This is a genomic window from Campylobacter sp. RM15925 (genome assembly GCF_012978775.1).
Taxonomy (GTDB): Bacteria; Campylobacterota; Campylobacteria; order Campylobacterales; family Campylobacteraceae; genus Campylobacter_A; species Campylobacter_A canis.
The window spans coordinates 63,797-88,701 of the sequence record NZ_LIWP01000004.1; the positions used below are offsets into that span (position 1 = coordinate 63,797).

The 24,905-nt window shown below is 40.2% G+C and carries 22 protein-coding genes; 14 read left to right on the top strand and 8 right to left on the bottom strand.

All coding sequences use genetic code 11. The annotated features are described in order from the left end of the window. Nucleotides 1-27: 27 nt before the first annotated feature. Nucleotides 28-717 carry an MqnA/MqnD/SBP family protein gene (locus tag CDOM15925_RS03435; protein WP_169941128.1) on the top strand — a complete coding sequence of 230 codons (690 nt, stop codon included), beginning with the start codon at nt 28-30 and terminating at the stop codon, nt 715-717. Between the two features lie 264 nt (nt 718-981). On the opposite strand, the gene CDOM15925_RS03440 is transcribed toward CDOM15925_RS03435, so the two are convergent. Together CDOM15925_RS03440 and CDOM15925_RS03445 are read right to left on the bottom strand one after the other, a co-directional pair. Further along, the gene (locus CDOM15925_RS03440) at nt 982-1,695 is read right to left on the bottom strand and encodes a TorD/DmsD family molecular chaperone (protein ID WP_169941130.1); all 714 of its coding nucleotides are present in this window, start codon (nt 1,693-1,695) and stop codon (nt 982-984) included. Beyond that, on the bottom strand, nt 1,688-3,358 hold the full coding sequence (locus tag CDOM15925_RS03445) for a 4Fe-4S dicluster domain-containing protein (RefSeq protein ID WP_169941132.1): 1,671 nt from the start codon (nt 3,356-3,358) through the stop codon (nt 1,688-1,690). Before CDOM15925_RS03445 ends, CDOM15925_RS03440 begins: the two co-directional genes overlap by 8 nt. Before the next feature lie 155 nt (nt 3,359-3,513). Here CDOM15925_RS03445 and selA point away from each other — a divergent pair, with 155 nt between their 5' ends. The 12 genes from selA to CDOM15925_RS03510 all read left to right on the top strand — a co-directional run bounded on the left by selA (nt 3,514) and on the right by CDOM15925_RS03510 (nt 18,027). Next, complete coding sequence (selA, locus tag CDOM15925_RS03450; protein WP_169941135.1) at nt 3,514-4,848, top strand: L-seryl-tRNA(Sec) selenium transferase; 1,335 nt, start codon at nt 3,514-3,516, stop codon at nt 4,846-4,848. After that, nucleotides 4,841-6,664 (top strand): selenocysteine-specific translation elongation factor, encoded by a 1,824-nt coding sequence (selB, locus tag CDOM15925_RS03455; RefSeq protein ID WP_169941137.1) that lies wholly within the window; start codon nt 4,841-4,843, stop codon nt 6,662-6,664. The genes selA and selB overlap by 8 nt, the downstream gene beginning before the upstream one ends. A gap of 60 nt (nt 6,665-6,724) precedes the next feature. After that, on the top strand, nt 6,725-7,441 hold the full coding sequence (locus tag CDOM15925_RS03460; protein WP_169941139.1) for a thioredoxin fold domain-containing protein: 717 nt from the start codon (nt 6,725-6,727) through the stop codon (nt 7,439-7,441). A 397-nt stretch (nt 7,442-7,838) separates the two neighbouring features. Further along, complete coding sequence (locus tag CDOM15925_RS03465) at nt 7,839-8,051, top strand: twin-arginine translocation signal domain-containing protein (RefSeq protein ID WP_169941141.1); 213 nt, start codon at nt 7,839-7,841, stop codon at nt 8,049-8,051. A gap of 11 nt (nt 8,052-8,062) precedes the next feature. Beyond that, on the top strand, nt 8,063-10,963 hold the full coding sequence (locus CDOM15925_RS03475) for a formate dehydrogenase subunit alpha (RefSeq protein WP_249934675.1): 2,901 nt from the start codon (nt 8,063-8,065) through the stop codon (nt 10,961-10,963). Between the two features lie 10 nt (nt 10,964-10,973). After that, on the top strand, nt 10,974-11,534 hold the full coding sequence (gene fdh3B, locus CDOM15925_RS03480; RefSeq protein WP_169941147.1) for a formate dehydrogenase FDH3 subunit beta: 561 nt from the start codon (nt 10,974-10,976) through the stop codon (nt 11,532-11,534). 125 nt (nt 11,535-11,659) lie between these two features. Beyond that, complete coding sequence (gene traT, locus CDOM15925_RS03485) at nt 11,660-12,238, top strand: complement resistance protein TraT (protein ID WP_169941149.1); 579 nt, start codon at nt 11,660-11,662, stop codon at nt 12,236-12,238. Between the two features lie 213 nt (nt 12,239-12,451). Further along, complete coding sequence (locus CDOM15925_RS03490) at nt 12,452-14,299, top strand: TonB-dependent receptor domain-containing protein (RefSeq protein WP_169941151.1); 1,848 nt, start codon at nt 12,452-12,454, stop codon at nt 14,297-14,299. 173 nt (nt 14,300-14,472) lie between these two features. Continuing rightward, the gene (locus tag CDOM15925_RS03495) at nt 14,473-15,435 is read left to right on the top strand and encodes an ABC transporter substrate-binding protein (RefSeq protein ID WP_169941153.1); all 963 of its coding nucleotides are present in this window, start codon (nt 14,473-14,475) and stop codon (nt 15,433-15,435) included. Then, nucleotides 15,432-16,229, top strand: coding sequence for an ABC transporter permease (locus CDOM15925_RS03500; RefSeq protein ID WP_169941155.1), 798 nt, complete (start codon nt 15,432-15,434; stop codon nt 16,227-16,229). Before CDOM15925_RS03495 ends, CDOM15925_RS03500 begins: the two co-directional genes overlap by 4 nt. A gap of 9 nt (nt 16,230-16,238) precedes the next feature. Then, on the top strand, nt 16,239-16,928 hold the full coding sequence (locus tag CDOM15925_RS03505; protein ID WP_169941157.1) for an ABC transporter ATP-binding protein: 690 nt from the start codon (nt 16,239-16,241) through the stop codon (nt 16,926-16,928). Continuing rightward, nucleotides 16,921-18,027, top strand: a complete 1,107-nt coding sequence (locus tag CDOM15925_RS03510) for an NnrS family protein (protein ID WP_169941159.1) — start codon at nt 16,921-16,923, stop codon at nt 18,025-18,027. Before CDOM15925_RS03505 ends, CDOM15925_RS03510 begins: the two co-directional genes overlap by 8 nt. A gap of 199 nt (nt 18,028-18,226) precedes the next feature. Here CDOM15925_RS03510 and CDOM15925_RS03515 read toward each other — a convergent pair whose 3' ends face one another. From CDOM15925_RS03515 to CDOM15925_RS03525, 3 genes are read right to left on the bottom strand one after another with little or no spacing between them, the layout of a single operon-like run. Then, nucleotides 18,227-19,348, bottom strand: a complete 1,122-nt coding sequence (locus CDOM15925_RS03515; RefSeq protein ID WP_169941161.1) for an ABC transporter permease — start codon at nt 19,346-19,348, stop codon at nt 18,227-18,229. Between the two features lie 8 nt (nt 19,349-19,356). Beyond that, nucleotides 19,357-20,283 (bottom strand): ABC transporter ATP-binding protein, encoded by a 927-nt coding sequence (locus tag CDOM15925_RS03520; RefSeq protein WP_169941163.1) that lies wholly within the window; start codon nt 20,281-20,283, stop codon nt 19,357-19,359. Then, nucleotides 20,280-21,227, bottom strand: a complete 948-nt coding sequence (locus tag CDOM15925_RS03525; RefSeq protein ID WP_169941166.1) for an HlyD family secretion protein — start codon at nt 21,225-21,227, stop codon at nt 20,280-20,282. Before CDOM15925_RS03525 ends, CDOM15925_RS03520 begins: the two co-directional genes overlap by 4 nt. 198 nt (nt 21,228-21,425) lie before the next feature. Here CDOM15925_RS03525 and CDOM15925_RS03530 point away from each other — a divergent pair, with 198 nt between their 5' ends. Then, nucleotides 21,426-21,893: a molybdate transport repressor gene (locus CDOM15925_RS03530; protein ID WP_169941168.1), complete on the top strand. Its 468-nt coding sequence runs from the start codon at nt 21,426-21,428 to the stop codon at nt 21,891-21,893. A 55-nt stretch (nt 21,894-21,948) separates the two neighbouring features. On the opposite strand, the gene CDOM15925_RS03535 is transcribed toward CDOM15925_RS03530, so the two are convergent. The 3 genes from CDOM15925_RS03535 to rdgB all read right to left on the bottom strand — a co-directional run bounded on the left by CDOM15925_RS03535 (nt 21,949) and on the right by rdgB (nt 24,890). Next, nucleotides 21,949-22,725: a hypothetical protein gene (locus tag CDOM15925_RS03535; protein ID WP_169941170.1), complete on the bottom strand. Its 777-nt coding sequence runs from the start codon at nt 22,723-22,725 to the stop codon at nt 21,949-21,951. Between the two features lie 109 nt (nt 22,726-22,834). Beyond that, nucleotides 22,835-24,073: a saccharopine dehydrogenase family protein gene (locus CDOM15925_RS03540; RefSeq protein WP_169941171.1), complete on the bottom strand. Its 1,239-nt coding sequence runs from the start codon at nt 24,071-24,073 to the stop codon at nt 22,835-22,837. 205 nt (nt 24,074-24,278) lie between these two features. Beyond that, on the bottom strand, nt 24,279-24,890 hold the full coding sequence (gene rdgB, locus CDOM15925_RS03545; protein ID WP_169941173.1) for an RdgB/HAM1 family non-canonical purine NTP pyrophosphatase: 612 nt from the start codon (nt 24,888-24,890) through the stop codon (nt 24,279-24,281). Nucleotides 24,891-24,905: the final 15 nt, after the last annotated feature.

The following is a 24,905-nucleotide window of genomic DNA, read 5'->3' on the forward strand; positions in this document are numbered from 1 at the left end:
TTTCTCCTGAAATTTTGAAGGAAATTTGTGATCTTTGGCAAGATTGATTATCTGAATTTACTTCCTTTTCACATATATCTTAAGCGCTCACCACTTCAAAGCTATACCAAAAAAACGATTGAGTTTAAAAAAGGAGTTCCAAGTCGCTTAAATAAAAATTTACGCGCTCGCAGAGTCGATGCCGCAGTTGTTTCTAGCATAGAGAGCTATCAAAAAAGATATAAAAAGCTTAATTTCGGCATAGTCGCAAAACGCGATGTAAAAAGCGTGCTAGTACGCAAAAATTCTCTCCCAAAGAGCGATCCCGCATCTGCCTCTTCAAATTTGCTTGCTAAAATTTTAGATGTCAAAGGCGAGGTTATCATAGGCGATAGGGCCCTTAAAGCTTATCTTAGCGAAGGCGGCGAGCGGTTTTACGACTTAGCCGGGCTGTGGCACGAGCGGACAAATTTACCTTTTGTATTTGGTAGATTTTCATGCACGAAAAATTTCAGTAGATACAAAAGGCTAACTAAGAAATTCTTAAACCAAAACATCAAAATTCCAAACTATATACTAGCGACATACGCTAAAAGCAGAGGCATCGGCAAAGAAGATATAAAATGGTACCTTGGGTTTATCAGCTACAAGATAGAGCCTAAGGAGCAAAAATCACTTAGGATATTTTTTAAAGAAGCAAGACTTCTAAAATCCCGTTCAAAACAGCCCAAAATGTAAAATTTAAAGCGCAAATGATTTGTGGTGTGCGAGATATTTAAATTCGGGCTTCGCAAGGCTTGAGTTTGGCTTGTATTAAACACGCTTTAAATTTTTAGTAGAGCTAAATTTGTCTAAAAGCAACCTAATAAATTTATCGCTAAATAAAATTAAAATTTACAAAATCTCTTTTTTAAGATAAACCACCGACGTTAAAGCTTATGCAAACTTCGACTAGAGCGAATTTTTATAAGCTTTTGAAGTGATGAATTTTAAGCGGATAGCTTAAAATTCATTTTGTATAACGGGAGTAAATTCTTCCCAATGAAGCTTGGTTTTTGCCGTAGGCATCTTGCTTTGAAACGGTTCTTTTTTCATCGAAGCCACCGCTACGCTATCGCCGATAGGTTTAGCAGGCGCCTCAACAGAAAGTATCGTACGCTCAATCTGCATAAAAATTTCTATTATCTGAGCGTAGGCTTTAAAGAAATTTGAATTTTTGTGATTATGCAAAAGCAAGGCGAATTCATCTACAAAATTATTTATAACCCCTGAAAATAGCTTGTCGCTGATGTTTTTTGCACCGCTAAATTCATCGTTTAAAAAAGTTGACATCGCCAAAAACACAAAACCGATGAAGTCCTCGCTATCTTTGCAGTTTTGCACATCGCGTCTATACGGGCTTAGCTTAAGGCACTCTATCACTCTAAGCCTTGCTGCGCCGTCATCACGACCCTCTTCATAAAAAGAGGCGTTTAATGGGATGTTTGAGTAGGCAAAGTCAAAAAGCACGTCATTTTGCTCACGCAAAAACGTTTCAAAATCAAATTTCTTAAGATGAGCAAACGCCTCGTCCGATTGCTCGGAGATCGGTGTTGAAGCTAGATACTCAAGCTTTTGTAGCCACTTTTCAAATTTTGATTTGTCGGTATTAAAAAACAGCGGAAACGCTAAAAATTCGTAAAAATATGAGCGCGCTTTGGTGATATTGTTATCCATTGAAAATATCCTTTTGCATCATCTCTATTTGCGCTTGTACCATCACTTTGGCTTTGCAATCCGCACAGCAGTAAAGCGTCTTGTGCTTTATCGGATCGGAGGCGAATTTCGGACCCATTATAGAAGCTATTTTCTCAACGGCTTTTTTAGTCGCAAACTCTTTGCCGCACTCTATGCAGGCAAAAAGCTCGTCGCGCGCAAGCTCGTTATATACGAAATATTCCGGTTTTAGCTCGATCTCTCCTCGTTTAAGTACTATGGTGTCTTTTTCGGCGCAACTTACCTCGCAGTATCCGCAGTTGGTGCATATGCTTGGGTTAAACATTATGGAATTCGTCTTGGTGTCCGTAACGAGCGCACTTACGTTACATGCACCCACGCAGCTTAAACAAAGCGTACATGTGTCGCGGTTTATCTCAACCGTGCCGTAGCTTATGTTTTCACCCGTTTTTACTACGCCTAAATTTTCATCTCCGACAAGCCACTCAAGTCGTTTGGCAAAAATTTCTCTTTTTGGCATTGCGTATTCGGCAATCGAATGCTGTGAGCCTTCTATTAGAGTTGCTTTGCTAAGAGCGTCTTTAAGCTCTTTTTCATTCATGGCGACATAGACCGCTTTGCGGGCGAATTTGATCTCATAAATTTGATTTACTATGTCAATGGCGTCTTTTGAGCCGCGACTTACGAAATCGGTATAAAATATCACGCTTGCTCCGCTTTCTTGCAAAAGCGTCATAAAGTGCGCCTCATGCAACCATTTTTCGCCTTCTACGGCAAAAGGAAGCACGCCTGCAGGCAAATTCAGGCTTAAATTTGCTAGATCCATTTTTTTAGGCACGATCAGCGCGATTTTGCCTTTATACATCTTTGCTATTTCTCCAAACGCAACACGCGGAGTATATGAGTAATCAAGCGCACCGCTAGGACATACGCTGATACAGCCGCCACATCCAAGGCAGTCTATGTGAGAAAATACAAGATGTTTTGTCGCATCCTCTTTTAAAATCGCAACCGTAGGGCAGACATCCGCACATCTTCCGCAAATTTCTTGTCTGCGCTCGTGGTATTGACAAATGGTAGAATCATAAAAAATATGCGTTTTGTATTTGAATTTCGGGCTTTTTTCAAGCATAAAATTTAGCACGTTCTCATCGCTCATATTTGCTATCTCGTAGCAGCCGCTTTGCTTAAGCATATAATCTCTTGCGTTTTCAACTAGCAAGAAATCGCAATCAACTTCAAACTCGTCGTTTTCTCTTAGCATTATCACGCTTAATTCGCCTGCCGCGCCATATACGAATTTCATCTCAAAGTGCGTTATTTCAATAACCTTAAATCCGTTTTCTTTTAAAATTTCAGCTAGCTTTTCACGGCCTGTGTTGCTTACGATGACGACGTTTTTGCCGACTTCCTTTTCGTGCTCGACATCTCTTGCAAGGTCAAATCCGTGAGCTCTTGCTTCGTATAATAAAAGCGTGTTTTTGGCTTTGTCAAGTACGCTATCGCTACTGTTTTTGAGATAAAAATTTATCTCGGGGGCTATGATATCAGCCTTTAATTTATCCGAATTTGAGATCAGATACTCGCCTTCTTTTGCTATTTCAATCTGCTCGTTTAGCATCAAAGAGTCGTCAAAATCGTTGTAAAAGCCAAATTCTTTCATTAATATTCTCCATTATCAAAAACTACTGCATTTTAATACTTATGTCATTAATGAGTACTGAATTTAAAAATCTATTTTTAATATATAAGCTAAAATCTCTTGCAAAATTTATGATACAATCCTCGTAGTAAAACAAAATTACTTGGAGAGTTGAAATGAGCGAATTTAAAAGCCTACCGCAGATAGATAAAATTTTAAAAATGCCCGAATTTAAAGATAAAATTCCAACCTTTGTAGCCAAATTTGCCAGACAAGAACTTGAGTTTCAGCGCGAAAAAATCATAGCGAATAAAACTTGCGATCAGTTGCAAGATATTATAAAAAATATCCTAAAACGCTACGCAAAATTTGAAATTTCATCTTTGCAAAGCGTGATAAATGCAACAGGCGTTGCCGTGCATACAAATTTAGGCAGAAGCGTAATAGATGAAGAAATTTTGATGCGTGCAAAGGACGTCATCACGGGGTATTGTAATTTAGAATACAGCCTTGAAAGCGGGACTCGCTCAAACAGATACGATTACGTCGGCTCGCTTTTAGCGGAGCTTTTTGGCTTTGAAGACGCAATCGTCGTAAACAATAACGCAAGCGCCGTTTTTCTCGTGCTAAATACCTTTGCAAAAGGCGGTGAGGTGGTTATTAGTAGGGGTGAGCTTGTTGAGATCGGAGGAAGCTTTAGAGTGCCTGAAGTGATGGCAAATTCGGGAACTTTATTGCGCGAGGTCGGCACTACAAATAGGACAAATTTAAAAGATTATGAAGCGGCTATCGGTGAAAACACCAAGATGATCGTAAAAGTGCACCGTTCAAATTTCGATATAGTCGGATTTAGCGAGGATGTTTGTATAAACGAGCTTTCAAATTTGGCTAAAAAGCATGAAGTGATTGATTATTACGATCTTGGAAGCGGATATGTCGGCGAGCTTCCTTATAATCTAGGCAAAAATGAGCCGAATGCGAGGGAATTTAGCGATGTTTCGCTACTAAGCTTTAGCGGCGATAAGCTGTTTGGCTCGGTTCAGTGCGGCATAATCCTTGGCAAACGCGAACTAGTAGCAAAGCTTAAGCAAAATCAACTCCTTAGAATGCTTCGAGTGGATAAGGTGATAATATCGCTTCTAAGCGAATCGGTAAAGGCTTACATAAATAAAGAATTCAGTCTCATAACCACAATTAATCAGCTTTATAAAGACATTAATGAGCTTGAAAATACCGCGACTAGGATAAATTTTGCTCTTAAAAAACCGCTTGAAGCGGTGCAAACCAAAACTTTTGTGGGCGGAGGCACTATGCCAAATAAGGCTATACCGAGCATTGCTCTTAAAGTGCGCGGTAACGCAAATTTAAACGAGGCGAAATTTAGAGCTAAAAATATCATCGGACGGATTGAAAACGGGGCGTTTTTGCTTGATTTAAGAAGCGTTTTGCCTAAGGAAGAAACGAGGCTTATAAATTCGATAAACGAAATTTTAGGAGAGTGCGATGAATAGCCTCATAATCGGAACCGCAGGACATATCGATCACGGTAAAACGGCACTTATAAGAGAGCTAAACGGCTTTGAAGGCGACGTGCTTGAAGAGGAAAAAAAGCGCGGCATAACTATCGATCTTAGTTTTTCAAATTTAAAGCGAGGCGAAGACAATATCGCATTTATCGACGTTCCGGGACATGAAAGCTTGGTTAAGACGATGATAAGCGGAGCGTATGGCTTTGATGCTTGCTTGTTTGTAGTTGCCGCAAATGACGGGCTTATGCCTCAGAGTTTAGAGCATTTGCAAATTTTAAATTTGCTTCAGATAAAGTCTTTGATTATCGCCGTAACAAAGTGTGATTTGGTAGATGAAAGCAGGATAGAGCAGGTTAAATTTGAAGTTACAGAGGCTATAAGCAGGCTAAAAAATCTTGAAATTTTAGAATTTTTTGCAGTTAGTATAAAAGACGCTCAAAGCATAGCCGAATTAAGAGATTATCTCTTTACTTTAAAGCCAAAAACCAAGAGTGAACACGGCGTGTTTCGCTACTACATCGATAGGGTCTTTAGTCTAAAAGGAATCGGTAGCGTCGTAACCGGCACCATCATAGAAGGAAGCGTAAAAAAAGGCGAAAAGATCTATAACTACGGCTCAGGCAAAGAAGCGCTTGTAAGAAGCGTGCAAATTCACGATAGTTTCGTTGATGTCGCGTATGAAGGCAGCCGCGTGGCACTAAATTTAACAGGTATTGAGCTAAATCAGCTTAAAAAGGGGCAACTTCTAAGCAAAAAAGGCTTTTTTAGGGGATTTAGAGAGGCTGACTGCTTCGTAAATGCAAAAAATTTAACTCACAATGAAAGCGTGACGTTTTGCGTGGGAGCGCAAACAGCAAGTGCAAAAGCGATTATTTTGAGCCAAAAAGACGATAGTTGTTTTGTAACTTTTAAATTTGAAAAGGATATGTTTTTAAAATTTGACGAGCCTTTCGTCTTGGTTGCAAATTCGCGCGTGATAGGCGGCGGTAGAGTTTTAAATTCGGTAAATGAACCGCTGAAAAAGGCGCAAAAAATTCTATTTTTAAATCATCTTTTTAAAAAAGATTTCGTAAGCGCCTTTGCTTTGCTTAAAGACACGCATAAAAACGGCTTTGGCATTATCTCCTCTTATCAAAGATTTGGTTTAACGCACGAAGAAGCGGTTAATATAGCAAAGCAAATTCCAAGCGTTTATGTAGATGAAAAAGCCTTAAATATCTACGATATAAGCGCGATTTCTCGCATTAAAGAGATTATAAAATTTATGATAGAAAAAAATCCTTATGCCATATTTTCGGCTTCAAGTATCAGTCTAAAGCTAACTTGGGCGAGCGAGGAGCTATGCCAAAAAGCTATCGACGAGCTTTGCAAAAGCGGCCTCATAGCTCAAAACGAAGGCGTTTATACAAAAACAGGGGTTGATATCAAAGAGCTTAAAGTAAGGCTTGAAGAGCGAATTTATCAAATTTTGGAAAGCTCAAATTTAGCTCCAGCCGCGCCTTATAACATCTATGATGAGCTTGAGATAGACAGGCTTAGCGGAGATAACGCGCTTAAAAAACTAACGGGCATAAAGCGAGTGGTAAGGCTTGCGCATAATCTTTTCGTAACTTCAAAGGCTTTAAACGAGGCGACCAGTAAGCTTAAAGAGATAATAAAAACTGAAGGCTTCGTAAATGTAACAAATGCAAAAGATCATCTGAATTTAAGCAGAAAATACATAATCGCATATCTTGAATACCTCGATACTATGCCTGATATCGTAAAAAACGGAAACGATAGAGTGATGAAGGGGTGATTTTCTATCCGTTTAAAAAAAGTTATTATAATCGAGCGAAATTTCAACAAAGGTAAAACAATGAAAAAAATTATATTAGCGTCCGTAGTTGCGGCTACAAGTCTATTTGCTGCCAGCAATGAGCAGATAATCGATTTTTATAAGTCAATTGCTCAGCCTGGACTTATGTTTAAGGTTACGGAGCGTCAAAAACTAGCCGAAAACCCTGAATACGAGATGGTTGTAGTAAATATCAGCAACGGCAAACTTAGCGAAGATGAGATAATGTTTACTAAGGGCGATCTGCTTCTTCCAGATATCATCGATCTAAAAAATAAAAAAGCTTATAAAGCCGAGATGAAAGAGAAGATAACTGCTAAAAATATCGCAGCTCAGTTTAATAAAGAAGAAAAGAAAAATATCATAATGCTTGGCAACGACTCTAAAAAGCCTACTTATGTTATGTTTTCAGATCCTGAGTGCCCATACTGCAGAATGGAGCTCGAAAAGATCGAGACAACCCTAAAAGAGGCAAATGTCCATATAATCCTAACTCCTGTACATGATAAATCAGCTCTTCAAAAGAGCTTTTTGATATATAAAGATGCGGTTAAGGCAAAAACCGATAGCGAAAAGATCAAAATTCTAAGAAAATATTTCGCTGAGGATTATAAAGTAGCGGATAATGCAGTAAGCGACGATGAGGTTAAAATGATGGATGATCTTCGCACAAAATACCTTGCAGCAGGCGTTAGAAGCGTGCCTTATATAATAAATTTGCAAGATCTTAAAAAATAACACTTCATTACAAAAGCTCTCTTTTTGAGGGCTTTTATCAAATTTAGCCACCTTAAATTTTAAATTTTCTTTTTCGTCCGCTTAACCGCTTCGGCATTGATGCTTAAATTTTATAATCTCTCATTTTAAATTTCATTGTTTGAATAAATATTATTATTTTTTTATATTTTTAAAGATTTTTAAAAAATATTATTTAATATCAGTTCTTTACGATTTCCAATTATAAGATATGCTAAATTTGCATAGTTAATATTTATGTGGCTTAAATTAGCTATTTAACGCTATTTGATAGCGGTTTCCAATTAGAAATATGCTAATTTTGAACATTTTAAATTGAATTTTGCTTTTTAATATAGATAAGTTGCTTTTATATATTTAAAAGCTGAAAGGAGAAAAGATGGAAGGCTCAAGACGAGATTTTTTAAAAAAATCTTTAAAGATTGGCGCCGTGGGCGGCACGATGATGGCTACCGCTGCTATCGCAAATAGCGGCAGTAAGGCTAGCTTGCAAGCTGATTCTAACGGCGTAGTGCTTGGTAAGTCAAGCAAAAAAGAGGTGCTTTATCAAAAAAGCAAAGAGTGGGAGTACTACTATAAAATCGCTTACTAAGGGAGAATACTATGAGTGATTCACGTATAGGAAGACGCTCTTTCCTTAAGCTTGCAGCCCTTGGAGCGGGTAGCACGGTCGCTTTTGGAGAGAATGAAGTATTTAGAAAAGCCACGAACGAAGAGATAAAAAATCCGTTTGAGGGCTCAAAAAAAGTTAGAACCATCTGTTCGATATGTTCTGCCGGATGCGGTATAGAGGCGGAGGTCAAAGACGGCGTTTGGGTTCGTCAAGATATGGCGATGTATCATCCCGTATCTCAAGGCAGTCACTGCTGTAAGGGCATAGATCAAATCGATCTAACCAAGAGCAAGCAACGCATCAAATACCCTATGAAAAAGGTAAACGGCAAGTGGGAGCGCATAAGCTGGGAAACTGCGGTAAACGAGATCGGCGATAAGATGCTTGAAATTCGTAAAGAGCATGGACCTGATTGTGTTGAATTTTTGGGCTCTGCGAAATTTAGCAACGAGCAGTCGTTTTATTTTAGGAAATTTGCAGCATTTTGGGGCACAAATAATATAGACCACGTTGCACGTATTTGACATAGCGCATCAGTCGCCGGAGCGGCGAATACTTGGGGTTATGGCGCTATGACAAACCACTTTGGAGACGTGGCGGCAAATTCAAAAGCCATTATGGTTTTTGGAGCAAATTCCGCAGTTGCAAATCCAGTCGGAGGCATGAAGCACTTCCTTCAAGCTAAAGATAGAAACAACGCAAAGCTGATAGTTGTAGATCCTATCTACACAAAAACAGCGGCAAAAGCCGATATATACGTGCGTGTTAGACCTGGAACGGATATAGCTTTTGTTTACGGGCTGCTTCATATCATATTTAAAAACGGCTGGGAGGATAAGAATTTCATCGCCGATAGAACTTACGGCATAGATGAAGTTCGCAAAGAGGCCGAGCACTGGACGCCTGAAGTAACGTCTGACGTTACCGGAGTTCCTGCCGATTTGATTGTGCAGGTAGCAAATATTTACGCTCATACAAAGCCGGCTTCTATCGCATGGTCTCTTGGAATGACTCAGCACAGTATCGGCAGCTCAAATACGAGAATTTTGCCTATTCTTCAGCTTGTGCTTGGAAATATGGGCGTAGAGGGCGGCGGATGTAACATTATCCGCGGACACGATAACGTTCAAGGTGCAACCGATATGGGCAACCTAGCCGACAGCTTGCCTACATACTACGGGCTTGGAGATAAAGCTTGGAAGCACTTTTGTAAGGGCTGGGGCGTTGAATTTGACGAATTTGTAAAACGATTTGCCGTTTCAACCAAAGAGCCTAAAAAAGGCGGTACTCCTATAAAAGGAACGAAATTTGAGGAGTATTATTACCACGATCCTAAAAATCCTGAAGATAGAAACTGGAGAAATGAAAAAGGCTGGTCGCTTTCAAAATGGTGGCAGGGCGTTTTAAAAGAAGAAAATACCTTTACAAGCGGCGAGCTTAAGGTGCTTTGGGTTCAAGGAACGGGAATTACCTCTATGGCTCACCTGGCAAAAATTCAAGAGGCGATAGATAAACTTGATTTGCTAGTTATTGCAGAGCCGTTTGTAAATGAGGTTGCGATCTTAAGCGACAGAAAAGACGGAATTTATATCCTTCCTGTTGCGACTCAGTTTGAAAATGAAGGTATCGTTGTGGCTACAAACCGAGCTGCGCAGTGGAGAACGAAAGTTGTAGATCCACTTTATGAGAGCAAGCCTGATCATGAGGTTATGTTTGAATTTGCTAAAAAATGGGGCTTTTATGAGGATTACACAAAATCTTTAAAGATGAACGATGATCTTGAAGTGGTAAAAGATAGCTTCGTGTGGCCTGATGACGCTACAAGAGAGCTAGCCAGAATGGGTCAGACTATCGGGCTTCAAGGTTGGCAGCCTGAAAGATTAAGAAAGCATCAGCAAAATTGGGAAAATTTCGATCCCGATACGCTAATAGGAATAGGCGGAGACGTAAAAGGCGAATACTACAGCTTGCCTTGGCCTTGTTGGGATAAGCAGCATCCGGGAACTCCTATACTTTATGATCTAAATAAGCCTTATACCGAGGGCGGTTGCGGATTTAGAAATAGATTTGGTCTAGAGCATAACGGCGTTTCTCAAATCGCATCTGAAGCCGTTCAGCTAAAAGGCTCTAAGGTTAAAGGCGGCTATCCGCAAATCACTAAGGACAATATCGAGCAGGTGCTTGGCATAACTTTAACCGAGGAAGAAAAGGCTAAGATCGGCGAAAACTGGACTATGGATTATAGCGGTATCATAAATCAAAAATGTCGCGAAGCGGGCGTTGCTCCTTACGGAAACGCAAGAGCAAGGGCTATAGTTTGGGAATTTATAGATCAAATTCCAAAACACAGAGAGCCGATACACTCGCCAAGATGGGATCTGGTACAAAAGTATCCTGCTATTGATGATCAGACTAGAAATTTCCGCGTTGAGACGAAATTTAAATCAGAGCAGCAAAAGCAAGATTGGAGCAAGGATTTCCCTACTATCATCAGTTCAATGCGCTTGGTTAATTTAAGCGGTGCGGGAATGCTTGAGCGTACAAGTAAATATCTAGCGGCTATTACGCCTGAGATGTTTGCTAACGTTCACCCTGAACTAGCGCTTAAATACGGCATACAAGACGGCGATATGATGTGGATTCACTCTCCGCAAGGCACTAAGATAAAGGTAAAATGCTATCACAACAGAAGCGTTACGCCCGATAGAATTTGCTTACCTTATAACTTCGCGGGCGTGATGCAAGGCGTTGATCTAAGCCACAGGTATCCTGAAGGAACTAAGCCATATACGATAGGCGAGCCTTCAAACATCGTAACAAACTACGGATTTGACCCTGTTACTCAAATTTCAGAGTATAACGCAGGTCTATGCCGTCTGGAAAAAGCGTAAGGAGTAAGCCATGGCAAGAATGAAATTTTTCGTAGATAACAACAGATGTATAAGTTGTTTCGGTTGTCAAGTAGCTTGCTCTTCGGCGCACGAAACTCCTGTGGGCATTAACCGCCGTAAGGTTATCACGCTGCATGACGGCGTTGAGGGCAAGGAGGTTTCAACAACCATCGCATGCCAACACTGCACGGACGCTCCTTGCGAGCAAGTTTGTCCTGTGGATTGCTTTTATATCCGCGAGGACGGTATCGTGCTTCATGATAAAAACAAGTGCATCGGCTGTGGATACTGCTTATATGCTTGTCCGTTTGGTGCGCCGCAGTTTCCAAGAGACGGGGCGTTTGGCATTAAAGGCGAGATGGATAAATGCACTATGTGCGCAGGTGGTCCGGCTGAGACAAATTCTCACGAAGAGCGCGAACTATACGGACAAAACCGTATCGCAGAGGGCAAAGTGCCTATGTGTGCGGCGGTTTGTGCGACAAACGCTCTTTTGGTTGGAGATGCAACCGAAGTTGCAAACGTATATCGCAAACGTGTCACACTTCGCAATACAGGCTTTTCTATCTAAATTTAAGGGGGCAATTCGCCCCTTTTTCTTCTCTTTTATTCTTTAAAATTTAGCTTTTATTTTATCTTTCATTAATCGCAGCGAGTTATAATTTTATGTAAAATCATAAAATTAAAGGATTTGAGATGAGGTATGTTCAAATTTTACTCCTTTTATTTATAGCCTTTTTCTTTGCGGCTTGCAGCACAAATAGCACTCCAAAACTATACTTAAACTCCAGTGCGCCAGTATTTATTACAAATTTAGACGCAAACCAAACGGTCTTTATAAATTTTAAAAACTCATCAGGACATCAAAACACTCTTGAAGAGACGGTTAGAAAGAAATTTGTAAGTAAGGGCTTCGTGCCCGTAGCTGATAAAAAGCGTGCAGATATCGTCTTGCTTGGGGATTTTATGATGCTTGAGAGAGTGGAGCGTAAGGATCCTAATGTCTTTATAAATTTAGGCTACGGCTTTGGCTCGTTTGGACGTAGGAGCTCAGCAGGAGTTGGCATGGTGTTTGGAGATCCTTTTTATGATGATTATTACGACACTCGCCACTACATCTACAAGGCAACGGTTAGCGTCTCGATCGCTACAAAAGAGCGCGAACAACGCACCATACTCGATGTGCAAAGCGATAAAAACGTATATTCTCCAAGCTACATCATGCCTTTTGTAGAAGATAAGATAGCTACTCAGATAATCAACTTCTTTTATTAATTTTGTTTGTAAAGAGGGCGGATAGGCTCTCTTTACAAGCCTTTATCCTTTCAAACCATGCTTATAATTTATCGAGCTAAATTTCAAATTTGTTTTTGATATATATTTTAGAGTTGATATATATCAATATCTTTAACTGCTTAATAATGATATACTTAATCAAAATCAAAAGAAATCAAATTTCTCATAAATTTCATACAAAAAGGACGCAAGATGAGAGTAGTTTTAAGTTGTGCCGCGTTAGTTAGCTTGCTTGTAGCAAATAGCGCAAACCCAGATAATATCGCTCCGTTAAAAGATTTCGTGCCACCTAAGCCATATACGCCAAATATCGCTCAAAGCGCATTTCCCGCACATCAGTTTGATCGTACGAATAGGGATGAGTATTTTTTCGTAACCGATCTGCTTGATGATTCAATGGATAAATTTCACGTTTCAGGCGGATTTTACGGTAGAGATTTTTATAGCTCGACTCTTTTTAAATACCGTGGGGCAAATTTCTACACCATCTTAAATGCAAATTTTTCAAAGGGCAACCGCTACAAAGACGGTGGCGGCAATGAAGTTGATTTTGGCTACTCAAGACAAGGTCAAAGCGCTATAGTAGGATTTGTACCAAACGATATAAGCGAATTTCGTTTTACTTTTTTGCGTGATAATATAGATAACGAAAAAGAACCTCATCACGCGATGGACTCAGTTAAAACCGAGCGTAAGATAGCGAAATTTAACGCTCGTTTAGGCGAAGAAAGTCTTGCTAATACGCTAAATTTAGAGCTTATGCTAAGAGATATCAACCGCAACGCAAACAACTACGAGCTAAGAAATTCGGCTCAAAAAGTAAAAGTCGAAGTAGAGAGGAAAATTTTTGACGCGAAGCTTAGCTATGACGCTGATTTTGGCAATTTTCACAACATGATAGGCACTAGCTATCAGCACGACTTGCACGAGGGCAAAAGATACGGATTTGTGGGCGGCAAATGGGTGTTTAACGGATACCGCTTCGGTGATATTAAAAACCAAAGCGTGAGAGTGTTTGACGAGATATCTTATAAATTTAACGAAGCAAACAGGCTAAATTTGGCGCTAAACTACGAGTGGATGAGCTCAAATTTGCGCGCGGCGAACAACCAATACGTAGCGCGTATGCCTCAAATTTCAACGATAAAAGGGCTGATTAAGTCAATTTACGGCGAAAATTTAGACGGCGACATCAAACATAAGGCTTTAAGTGCGAGCCTGAAATACGAATTTAGCCCGAATGAAAAGGATCTTTACTACGCGGCACTTGAGAGCATTAGCAGGATGCCTTCAAACATGGAGCGCTTTAACACCCTTTACGGACCGCTTGATAATGGCTGGATATCAAATCCGTTCTTAAAACCCGAGCGCCACAACCGCGTGAATTTGGGACTTGAGTATAAAAGCGAGTTTTTCAAAGAGTACCTAAGCTCAAAGCAGGGCGAGGATAGCTTTGCGATTAAAGCTCATCTTATCGCAAGCGACGTAAAAGATCTCATCATCTATGATCGCAGGCACTCAAAAGCGGCTATGCCGATGAACAAAAACGCCGTTATTTCGCGCAATGTGGATGCTGAAATTTACAGCGCAAATTTAAGCGCGAGTTATAATTTCTTGCAAAATTTTGGCTTAAAAGCAGCACTTTTTTACAACTACGGACAAAACAAAACAGACGGCAGAGCCCTTTATCAAATTCGTCCGTTTGAAGCGAATTTGGCAGCTGATTACAAGAGCTACGCAAGCTTTGGAAGCTTTAGTTTAGGCAGTGCGCTTAGATATGTGGCAAAGCAAAACAGAGGCGATTTTGATAAAACTACAGGTCTTGGCATAGACAGCAAAGAGACCAAAGCGTTTACGCTCATAGACGTTTACGGTGCGGTTGAGTTTAGAAATAAATTCGGCTTAAGATTTGGCGTAAATAATATCTTTGATAAAGAGTATGCGGAGTTTATAAGCGGCGATCATGTCGCAGCTCTTGATCCAAGGAGGGTGAATGCTCCAGGCAGAACGGTGTTTGTAAGTTTTCACTCAAGCTTTTGATAAAAGCTAGTCTCGCGAGCGCTTTTTTGAGATTTTGCAAAATTTTCACTGCAGCAGGCTATCTTGCCTAGCTTTGCTTAATTTTGCTTCAAAGCTCAAAAAATCATCTCGCGATACTTTGCTTTTACGACTTTATTTTAGTTAAAAATTTAGATCAACACAAAGGATAAAAGATGAAAAGACGAAATTTCTTAGGTTTAGGCGCAGCTCTTGGAGTAACGGCATTAGCCCCAGATTTGTTTGCAAAAGAGAGGTTTGATATTTGGGGGATGCCCGCTATCCCAAGCACTATGCTTGCGGTTGCGACTATGCAAGGAGAGCTTAATAAAACTCACGATATGAAGCTGCGAATTTGGAGCAACCCCGACCAGCTTCGCGCGGGTGTGGCAAGCGGAGATATGAAGCTAACTGCCGCACCTAGTAACGTGGGCGTAAATTTAGCCAACCAAGGCATAAAATTTGGCATGCTAAACATCATGACAAACGGACTTCAAAACGTCCTTGTTAAAGACGCAAGCATAAAAAGCATAGAGGATTTGGTCGGTAAAAAGCTTATCATGCCTTTTAAAAACGATATGCCCGATCTCGTCTTTCGCGCCATTTGCAAAAAGCGCGGCATAGACATCTCAAAGATCGACATCACCTACGTGCAAACTCCGCCTGAGTCGGTTGGACTCTTTTTACAAAAGGACTATGACGCTGCACTATCTATCGAGCCTATGAGCTCTGCTGCCATACTTAAGGGCAAAAAGATGGGCGTGGATGTAAGCGTGGGCTTTGAACTACCTGAAGTTTGGGGCGAGAGCTTTGGCATAAAGCCATATATCCCGCAAGCGGGTCTTATAGTGAGTTTGGATTATTATAATTCTAACAGAGAGGTTTTTGAGGTATTTCATAACGATTTGCAAAACGCTCTTAAGTGGATTTTGCAAAACAAACAAAGTGCCGCTAAGATCGGCGCTCAGTATCTGCCTGCACCGGAACCGGCTCTTGCAAACGCATTTGAGCGCTCAAATTTAACCGTAACTAAAGCAAGCGATTTGGCTGATGAGCTGATGAGCTTTTTTGAAGTGCTTTTTGAGCTAAATCCAAAAATTTTAGGCGGTAAAATGCCTGATAAAAGTCTGTTTTTATGATTTTAATCGATAACGTTAAAAAAGATCGCGCGGCGATAAACCGCGTGGTTGATTATCTTTGGGGCGGATTTAGTGGCTTTGCCACGATATGTCTTTTGATTGCTCTTTGGCAGCTTGGTAGTGAAAAATTCGGCGAATTTATGCTGCCTGCTCCAAAGGTCGTCTTTCTTAAGGCTTATTCGCTTCTGCTTGAATACAAGGCAAGTGAGATTGATGTAACGCTGTTTAGGTCGCTTGTGGGCGTGGGAACTGCATGTATCATCGGCATCACTTTGGGGCTTATTGCCGGCGCTTATAAGAGCTTTGCCGTACTTTTAAAGCCGCTTATAACGGTGCTTTTGGCTATGCCGCCGATCATTTGGATAGTGATGGCAATATTTTGGTTCGGATTTGGAAATTTTAGCACTATCTTTACCATCATCATAACCGTTTTGCCGCTAACGTTTGCAAGTTCGGCAGTGGGCATGATGAGCGTTAGCGAGGAGCTAAAGGAGATGTTTGACGCATATCATCTTGGGCTTGTTAGGAAGATTCGCCACCTTTATATCCCCCATCTTACGGGATATATCATAAGCTCTTTGAGTGTGGCTGTGGCGATGGGCGTTAAGATAGTCATCATGGCGGAGCTTTTGGGAGCAAATGAAGGAATGGGCGCAAAGATAGCAAGCGCGCGCGTCATGCTTGATACGACCGAGGTGATGGCTTACGTCGTGCTTGTTATCACGCTTATCATGCTTTTTGAATACCTAATCATCGAGCCTTTAAAGATAGCACTCATGCCTTGGAAGCGCTAAGGAGCGATAATGCTGGAACTTAAAAATGTAGAATATGAAATTTTGCGCGATAAGGTCGTGAGAAATTTTAGCCTAGATGTTAAAAGCGGCGAGGTTATAACTCTTTTTGGCGCAAGCGGGTGCGGTAAGACTACGATACTTAGGCTAATTTCCGGTATCATAGAGCCAAGAAAAGGGCGCATAATCAACAAATTTGCCCGCACGACCTATCTTTTTCAAGAAAACCGCCTCTTAGAGTGGAAAAACGCGCTTGAAAACGTGCTTTTAGTTATGGATAAGCCCGATGAAAGTCTAGTGCTTAGCTACTTTGAAAGGCTTGGTCTTGGCAAAAAGGACGCTAGAAAATATCCTAATGAGCTAAGTGGTGGAATGCGCCAAAGGGTCGCCTTCGTGCGTGCTATCGTTACCCAGCCTGATTTGCTTTTGATGGATGAGCCGTTTTCGGGGCTTGATTACGACATGAAAGAAATTTTGATGGAAATGATCGCAAACCGCGTGAAAAACGGCATGAGCGTAGTGCTTGTGACGCATGATAGGATGGAAGCAGCTAAGATGAGTGATGAAATTTGCTTCCTTGAGAGCAAGGGTGCTGTCATCGAGCGTAGGCTAAAGCTTGAAAAGCGCTTTGAAGATAGGAATTTTGATTACTTAAACGCCGTGATAAACGAGAATTTTAAGGGGAAAATTTACTATGATTAATGATTTTTTTACCTATCCTATGCGGATATTTTTCCTTTCAAGCGCGATTTGTGCGGCACTTGGCGGGGCTGTATTTTTTGCGCCGGTTGATTTTATAAGCCTTCATAAATTTATATTTTTACACCTTGTAGGCGCGCTTGCTTATGCGGGATTTTTGCTCACTGGCCTTACCGACTGGACGAATTTTACTAAATCGCTTAAAATTCACGCTTATAGTTTGTTTGGAATTTTTGCTCTTAGTTTCCTTGCCTCACTCGTAAATTTGTGGCTTGCCCATCTTTTTATGGCGATTTTTTGGGCGTATTTGGTGATGCTTTGCGCTTATATGATCTGGCTTGATAAAAACGACGATCAATTTGGGGTTATGGGCTTTTTGCTTGGAATTTTGCTCTTTGAAATTTGCTATCTTTTAAGTGGTGAAGAGAAGTTTTTAAATTTGCAAATTCATCTGCATATCATCGCGATTTTGCTTATATCATTTCGTGTTAGTATGGTGCTTGGACGAGAGGCGATAAAGCGCGAAAGCGATATGGATGAGGCTGTGTTTGTGCCAAATTTGGTCTATAAAAATATCGCCATTTGCTGCGTTTGTGCGTTTTTGATTTTAAGCGTGTTTTTTGAATCAAGCGGCGCGATAAGTTATGCGGCGTTAGCTTGCGGTGCTGCGGTGTTTGCCAAGCTTAAGGAGTGGCATTATAAAGAGCTTTTAAGGCATAATTTTATCGTTTTTTACTATCTTATGCAGCTTCTTGCGGCAGTTGCTTACGCCATCTTTGGCATAAGCGGAATTTTGGGTCTTGGGCTTGAGGCAAACATGATTCACATACTTGCGATTAACGGTATGATATTTAGCATTATGCTTATCTTTAATATCGCCGGGCTTCGTCATAGCGGACAGGAGCTTGAGTTTTTGCTTCTTAGTAAGATAGCTTTTGTTTTGGTTGTGGTTGCGGGAATTTTTAGAGGGTTTTTTGCCTATGCTTGGAGCGGATTTTATATACATCTGCCGGCTACTTTGATCGTAATCGCTTTTGTTTTATGGTTTGTTGATTTTTATAAAATTTTTAAAAATAACGAATTTAGCGACGATCCCGAGTAAGAAATTTGAGTTTAAATCGACTAAAAGCGATAAATTTGCCGATTTTGCAAAGAGTATCGAGATATTTAAAAAAGAGCCGATAATGGCTAAAGCAGTAGATGTGTAAGGCTCTTCACGCAGGTAAAACTTGGAGCGAGGCCGAAGTTAGCCTAAAGCTTGCCGTAGAAAAATGATTTAAAGCCCAAATTCGGGCTTTAATCTAATCAAGCGTTCTTTTATATCTATACAACGATAAAGCGGTGCTGGCGCATAAAAATACAAACATAGCTATCACGTCATAGACGTAGTCTGTTATAAGAGCATTTTTAAGCCAAATTCCTCTAATCATACGTAAAAAGTGCGTCAGCGGAAAGAATTCTCCTAAAATTTGCGCCCATTTTGGCATACCGTAAAACGGAAACATGAACCCCGAAAGTAGCAGTGAAGGCAAAAAGAAAAAGTAAGTCATCTGCATAACTTGAAGCTGATTTTTAGCAAGCGTGCTAAAGGTAAATCCAACTCCCAAATTTGCAAGCATCAAAAGAGTGCAGCAGGCTATAAGAGAGCCCCAATTAGTTATGATGGGAAGCTCAAAAAGATATCGCGCGATAAACAAAAGCACGCAAATTTGCAGATACGAGATAAAAAGATAGGGCAAAATTTTACCAAGCATCACCTCGGTCGGATATAGCGGTGTCGCAAGCAAATTTTCCATCGTGCCGCGCTCATACTCCTTAGTCATCGAAATTCCCGCCAGCAAAATAGTCGTAAGCGTAAGAAGTATGCCCACTAGCCCCGGGATGATCTGATATCTTGTCAAAAGCTCAGGGTTGTATTTAGTATGAACTATCAGCTCAAATTCGCTGTTTTGATGCTCTATGCTAAATTTATCCCTTGAGATGGCTTGGTTAAAAGCTCTTATAAGCGCGCTTGAAACCTGAGCCGATGAGGCGGGATCGGTAGCGTCAATGTCGATTAAAATTTTTGGCACAAAGCCTCTTGTTAGATCGCGCTCTAAATCATGCGGGAAGTGGATGATAAACTGCACATCGCCTTTTCTCATCAGTTCATCTGCAAGCTCTAAATCCCTCGTAATGCTTTTTATATGAAAATATCCCGTGTTTTGCATGGCCTTAATAAGCGATCTGCTAAGCTCTCCTTGCGAATTTATGACAAGTGCGGTTGGCAAATTTCTTGGATTGTTGTTGATCGCGTAGCCAAAAAGCAGCATGAGCATAAGCGGCATCATGATGATAAGAGCTAGTGTGCCTTTATCTCTTAGAATTTGGCGAAATTCCTTGATAACTACGGCGTGAATTCTAAGGATTGAAAATTCTTGCATGATTTTTCCTACGCACGCTCATCTTCAAAAATGTTTAAAAGATGGATAAATATATCTTCCAAACTCGTTTTTATAGGCTTTAAATTTGCTTGAGCGTTTGAGTATCCAAGATTTTTTATCTCGCTTTGGAGCAAATTCGCATCTCGCACTACTATGTGATAGCTGTTTCCAAAAGCAGAAACTGTATGAACCGCTCTGCTTGAGGCTATTAGCCTTGAAATTTCAGCTGCGCGCGAGCCGCTTAGATCCCAGATGTCAAGTTTGTATTTGGAGATGATTTCATTTTCACTGTCTTGGGCTAAAATTTTGCCGTAAGCTATGTAGATAAGCTCATGGCAGCGCTCGGCTTCATCCATGTAGTGGGTTGAAACTAGCACCGTTACGCCGTCGTTTGCAAGGCGATGTATGATATCCCAAAACTCCCTTCTAGCCTTTGGATCAACGCCCGCGGTAGGCTCATCGAGCAAGAGCAGTTTAGGGCTATGCACAAGGCACATCGCAAGCGCAAGGCGTTGCTTTAAGCCGCCTGAGAGAGCGCCTGCACTTTGGTTTTGTCTAGCTGCAATACCAAGCTCGTCAAGCGTCCTGTCTATCTCAAATTTTTGATTTTTGATCTTAAAAAGTTTCGCTACAAATTCTAAATTTTCTCTAACGGTTAGATCAGCGTACCAGCCGAATTTTTGCGTCATATAGCCAGTGTTTAGCCTTATGGCGTCAGACTGCGTTAAAAAATCATATCCAAGACACTGCCCGCTTCCGCTATCGGCTTTTAAAAGTCCGCAAAGCATTCTTATCGTGGTCGTCTTGCCGCTTCCGTTTGGTCCTAAAAATCCGCAAACGCTACCTTTTTGCACTCTGATATTTACGTTGTCCATTATCACGCGCTTGCCAAATCTCTTTGAAAGCCCTTGCACGTCTATGGCGTACTCGCTCATTGATTTTGCCTTACGCTAATGGGAAGTGAGGGGTGCAAAAACTCGCTTGGGTTATCAAGCACGGCTTCAACGAGATATGTAAGCGTATCTTGAGTGTTTTCGCTGTAGATGATGGGCGGGGTGTATTCGGGCTTAGAGGCTATCTTGCTAACGGTTGCGGTTAAATTTTCGCATCCAATGCAGCCGATTTTTATCTTTTGTCCCTCTTTAAACTCGCCGATATAAGCGATCGGCACGAAAAATTTGGCTTTTAGCTCGTTTATGGGAAGTAGCAGGATGGCGGGCTTTGAGTTTAACGCCCACTCGCTTTCTTTGTAAAAAATCTCTTCGATCTTGCCCGCTTTTGGGGCATAAATTTTGGTTTCATTTAGCTGCCACTCTTTGGCTTTGATATCTTCTTTAAGTGCATTTATGTCCGCTTTTAGGCTGTTTATTTGATTTACTCTGGCGGGCAAATTTGCGATCTTTAAAGAGGCTTCAAGCTCGTTTACTACGGCTCTTGCTCTTTCAAATTCGGCTTTTGCGATATCCGCTTCTTTATCAGAAACCGAATTTTTGGCTATTAGTTTTTTAGTTCGCTGCCAGTTTTTATCAGCAAGCCAACTTGCCGCTTTGGCTTCGTCTAGCTTTGCTTTGATGCGCTCGATCTCTTCTTTTCGCATGCCTAAATTTAGATCTTCAAGCTTTGCTTCAAGGGAGGCTAAATTCGCTTTAGCTATGTTTAAATTCGCTTTTTGCAAAGTATCTTCAAGCTCAAATAGCAACTTGCCCGAATCAATAATCTCGCCTTCTTTTACGTGAATTTTTACTATGCGTCCGCTAAAATAAGGCGATATGTGGATATATTCACCTTCTAAATAGCCGTTAAAATGTGTGTCGTCCGCTTTCTTGTCGCAACCTGCAAGTAGCAAAAAAAGAGATAAAACTATAAATTTTGCATTCATTTTTACTCCTGAAATTTAGAGTGCAAATGCTAAAAACTAAAAACAGCTTTTTAAAAGCGATATCATTATAGCGGAATTTAGCTTAGCGGCTAAATTTTAGTGTCGGTTTGAAAGCTTTAAATTTGGGCTTGTTCTGATATAATCATTTTTAAATTTCTAGCTTTTAGGCGCGAAATTTGTGAAACAAAAAGGAAAAACATGCAGATAAAAGAGAATAAAAAGGGCGCTATAGGATCGCTTATCATGTCGGTCTTGCTATTTGCGGCGGGTTTTTTGGGATATGTTTATTATGAACTTGCGGCTTCTGCGATTTTTACCATGATAGTAACTTTAGTATGTGCCGTTTTTTGTGTGAAAAAGATAGTTCAAGAGAGTTTTATAGAAATTTTTGATGACGGATTTGGCGTGAAAAAGGGTTCTAAACAGCATAAATTTTATTTTAAAGATATCGATGAGATAAGCACTCGCGTTGTGGATAAAAAGCGAGATATTCAGGTTTTAAACGTGAAATTTAAAAGAGGAAGGCTTGACAGGGAAGCCGCTGACGGGCTTATACAGCCAATTGGTGAAAACGACGCAATAATCTTAGATAAATACGAAAAATCAAAATATGAAATTTTTAATCTTTTAAGAGAGAAGCTGCAAAAAATTAATGCTGATAAATAATCCCCAAGAAAGCGATAAATTTAGGCAAGATAAGCTGCAAATGTAGTTTTGTTAATTAGTTTTCTAATTTGTATATGGTAAAGGTAACCTGCGCATCAGAAGGTTTTGCTATTGAAATTATATTATTATTGTGAATATGAACATATTTATCTTGCGGAATATCAGGGTGGTTACTTAATTGATAGTAATCAAGATAAAAAATAAGTTTTGAAATATATGGAACTGTTTTGTCCGCTGAAGTTAATGCCATGGATATCATAATACAAGATAAAATATTTACGAACATGATGCCTGTAACTCTTCCGAATAAATTCAAATTTAATATTTGCGGTTTATTGAAATTTACAATTTTTGTTACACCGTCAAATATCATATCCAAAAACATTCTTGCAACTAGGGATATCCAGCTTAAAATAAGAAAGAATGAGATAAAAACATAAAATGTAATAATAGCTGAAGGTATATATAATAACGCAGTTAAAGCCTCCACACTAAATTCAAAGTCCTGAGGAGGTAGTCCTGTAGTGATAGAAATAGCATACATTGCTATAAATTTTGCTAGAAAATAGATAATTAAATTTGAGATAGTTAATATTATTTTACCTATCCAATGTTTCCATATTTTTTTTACGAACTTAAAATAATGACTTAAGCAAGCATAAATACAGAGCAAAATACTTAAAAAACATAGTGTTTTAATATACACATTGTGCTTGAGTTCAAAATTGAAGTTTAATAAAGCTAGAATAAGTAGCATTATAAAACTTATAGCATAGAGTATCGTTTCTTTGTTTGAATTTATAAATTTATTTTTGATTTTATCTATAAACAACATACTTCCTTTTTAATTTAGTTTTTGTATTGTTTGATAAGGGAGTATATTCCATATAAGTTACTATACAGAATATACTAATTTAGAATATTATTGAGTTTTATGTGTATTAAATTTTCCTCTCAACCTCATATCTCTCGCCGGGTTTCATTTCTATTATCTCCCACGGCAATCCTTGCTTCATAAGCTCGTCCATGAAAGGCTTGGCGTCAAATTCTTCCATGTTAAATACACCTTTACCATTCCAAATTCCTTTAGCAACCATCATAGAACCTATCATGGCAGGAACGCCCGTCGTGTAGCTAACAGCTTGCGCGCCCGTCTCTTTATAGCACTCTTCATGATCGCATACGTTATAGATATAGACTTGGCGCTCTTTGCCGTCTTTTATGCCTCTTATGACGCAGCCGATGTTTGTCTTGCCTTTCGTTCTTGCACCGAGGCTGGCGGGATCCGGAAGTAGGGTTTTTAGAAACTGGATAGGCACTATCTTCATTCCGTTATGCTCAACCTCGTCTATGCGCAGCATGCCGACATTTTCAAGGCATTTCATGTGAGTTAGATAGCTTTGTCCAAAAGTCATAAAGAAGCGAATTCTCTTAAGTCCTTTGATGTTTTTAACTAGGCTCTCAAGCTCTTCGTGATATAACAGGTAGCTGTCTTTTACGCCGATTTTCGGGTAGTCCCACTTAAACATTATCTCCATAGGCTCGGTTTCTATCCATTTGCCTTCGCCGCTTTCGTCTTTTTCCCAATACCTGCCCTTTGAGCTAACTTCGCGCAGGTTTATCTCCGGGTTGAAATTCGTCGCAAAAGGATATCCGTGATCTCCGGCGTTGCAGTCTAGGATATCTATCTCGTGGATTTCATCGAACAAATTTTGTTGTGCATAGGCGCAAAATACGTTTGTCACACCCGGATCAAATCCGCTTCCAAGAAGCGCCATTGTGCCTGCGTTTTTAAAGTCGCCGTCTTTTGCCCATTGAAGCTTGTATTCAAATTTCGCAGTATCGGGATGCTCGTAGTTTGCGGTGTCTATATAAGGAATTTTAGCTTTTACGCAAGCGTCCATGAGTGTCAAATCCTGATACGGAAGCGCCACGTTTAGTAGCAGATCGGCTTTGGTTTGTTTAATGAGCTCTACAACCGCATCGGTATCATCAGCGTCGATTTGAGCCGTATTTATCGTAACCCCAAGGCGCTCTTTGATAAATTTTGCTATAGCGTCGCATTTGCTCTTTGTGCGGCTTGCAAGCGTGATAGTCGTGAAAACATCGCTATTCATCGCGCATTTTACGGTCGCTACTTGGCTTACTCCGCCGGCTCCGATAATTAAAATATGTGCCATGTTTTTCCTTAGTTTTGAAATTTATTTTGATTTTATCAAAAAATTATGTAATGTAAGATAAGTTTAAAGCTTAGTAAAAATCACAGGCAAAATAGTATCGCCATAAATTTGCCTCAATTTAAAATTTAATCAAGAGTTCAAAGCACCCCCTGCTCGTTTGACTTTTTAATCTGCAAAAGTGCCTTGTACAAAGCGCAAAGATGTATCATATAAATTTCCTCTCAATGCTCCTTAGCACAAATTTAATTAACTCAAGCCCTTTTGATCGGTGAGAAATTTCAAGCTTTATCTCATCATCAAGCTCGCCAAGAGTTTTATCAAAGCCGTTTGGTATAAATAGCGCATCATAGCCAAAGCCGTTTTCGCCCCTTTCTTCGGTAAGCGCAGTTCCGTGCATAAATCCATGCGCGCTGAATTCTCCAAATTTGCTAGCTATCGCGATACAAGCCGTGTAGTAAGCGCGCGAGTTGGGTAAATTTAGCGCTTTTAGTTCGGATATCAGTTTGGCTCTGTTTGCCTCGTCCGTTGCAAGCTCGCTAAATCTGGCCGAGTAAATTCCAGGCTTGCCGCCGAGCGCATCTACGCTAATGCCGCTATCATCGCTTAGGGCTATAAATTTATCCTGCAAATTTAGCTCGCAAATTTTATTATAAACGGCTCTTGCCTTGATAAGCGCATTTTCTTTAAAGCTCGTCCCGTCTTCAGCTATATCAAAAGGCTCGCAAATCTCGTTAAGCGAGTAAATTTCATACTCTTTTAAGAAATCTTTTATCTCTTTAACCTTACCTTTGTTGGACGTGGCTAGAACTATTTTCACTTTTTTATCCTTTTT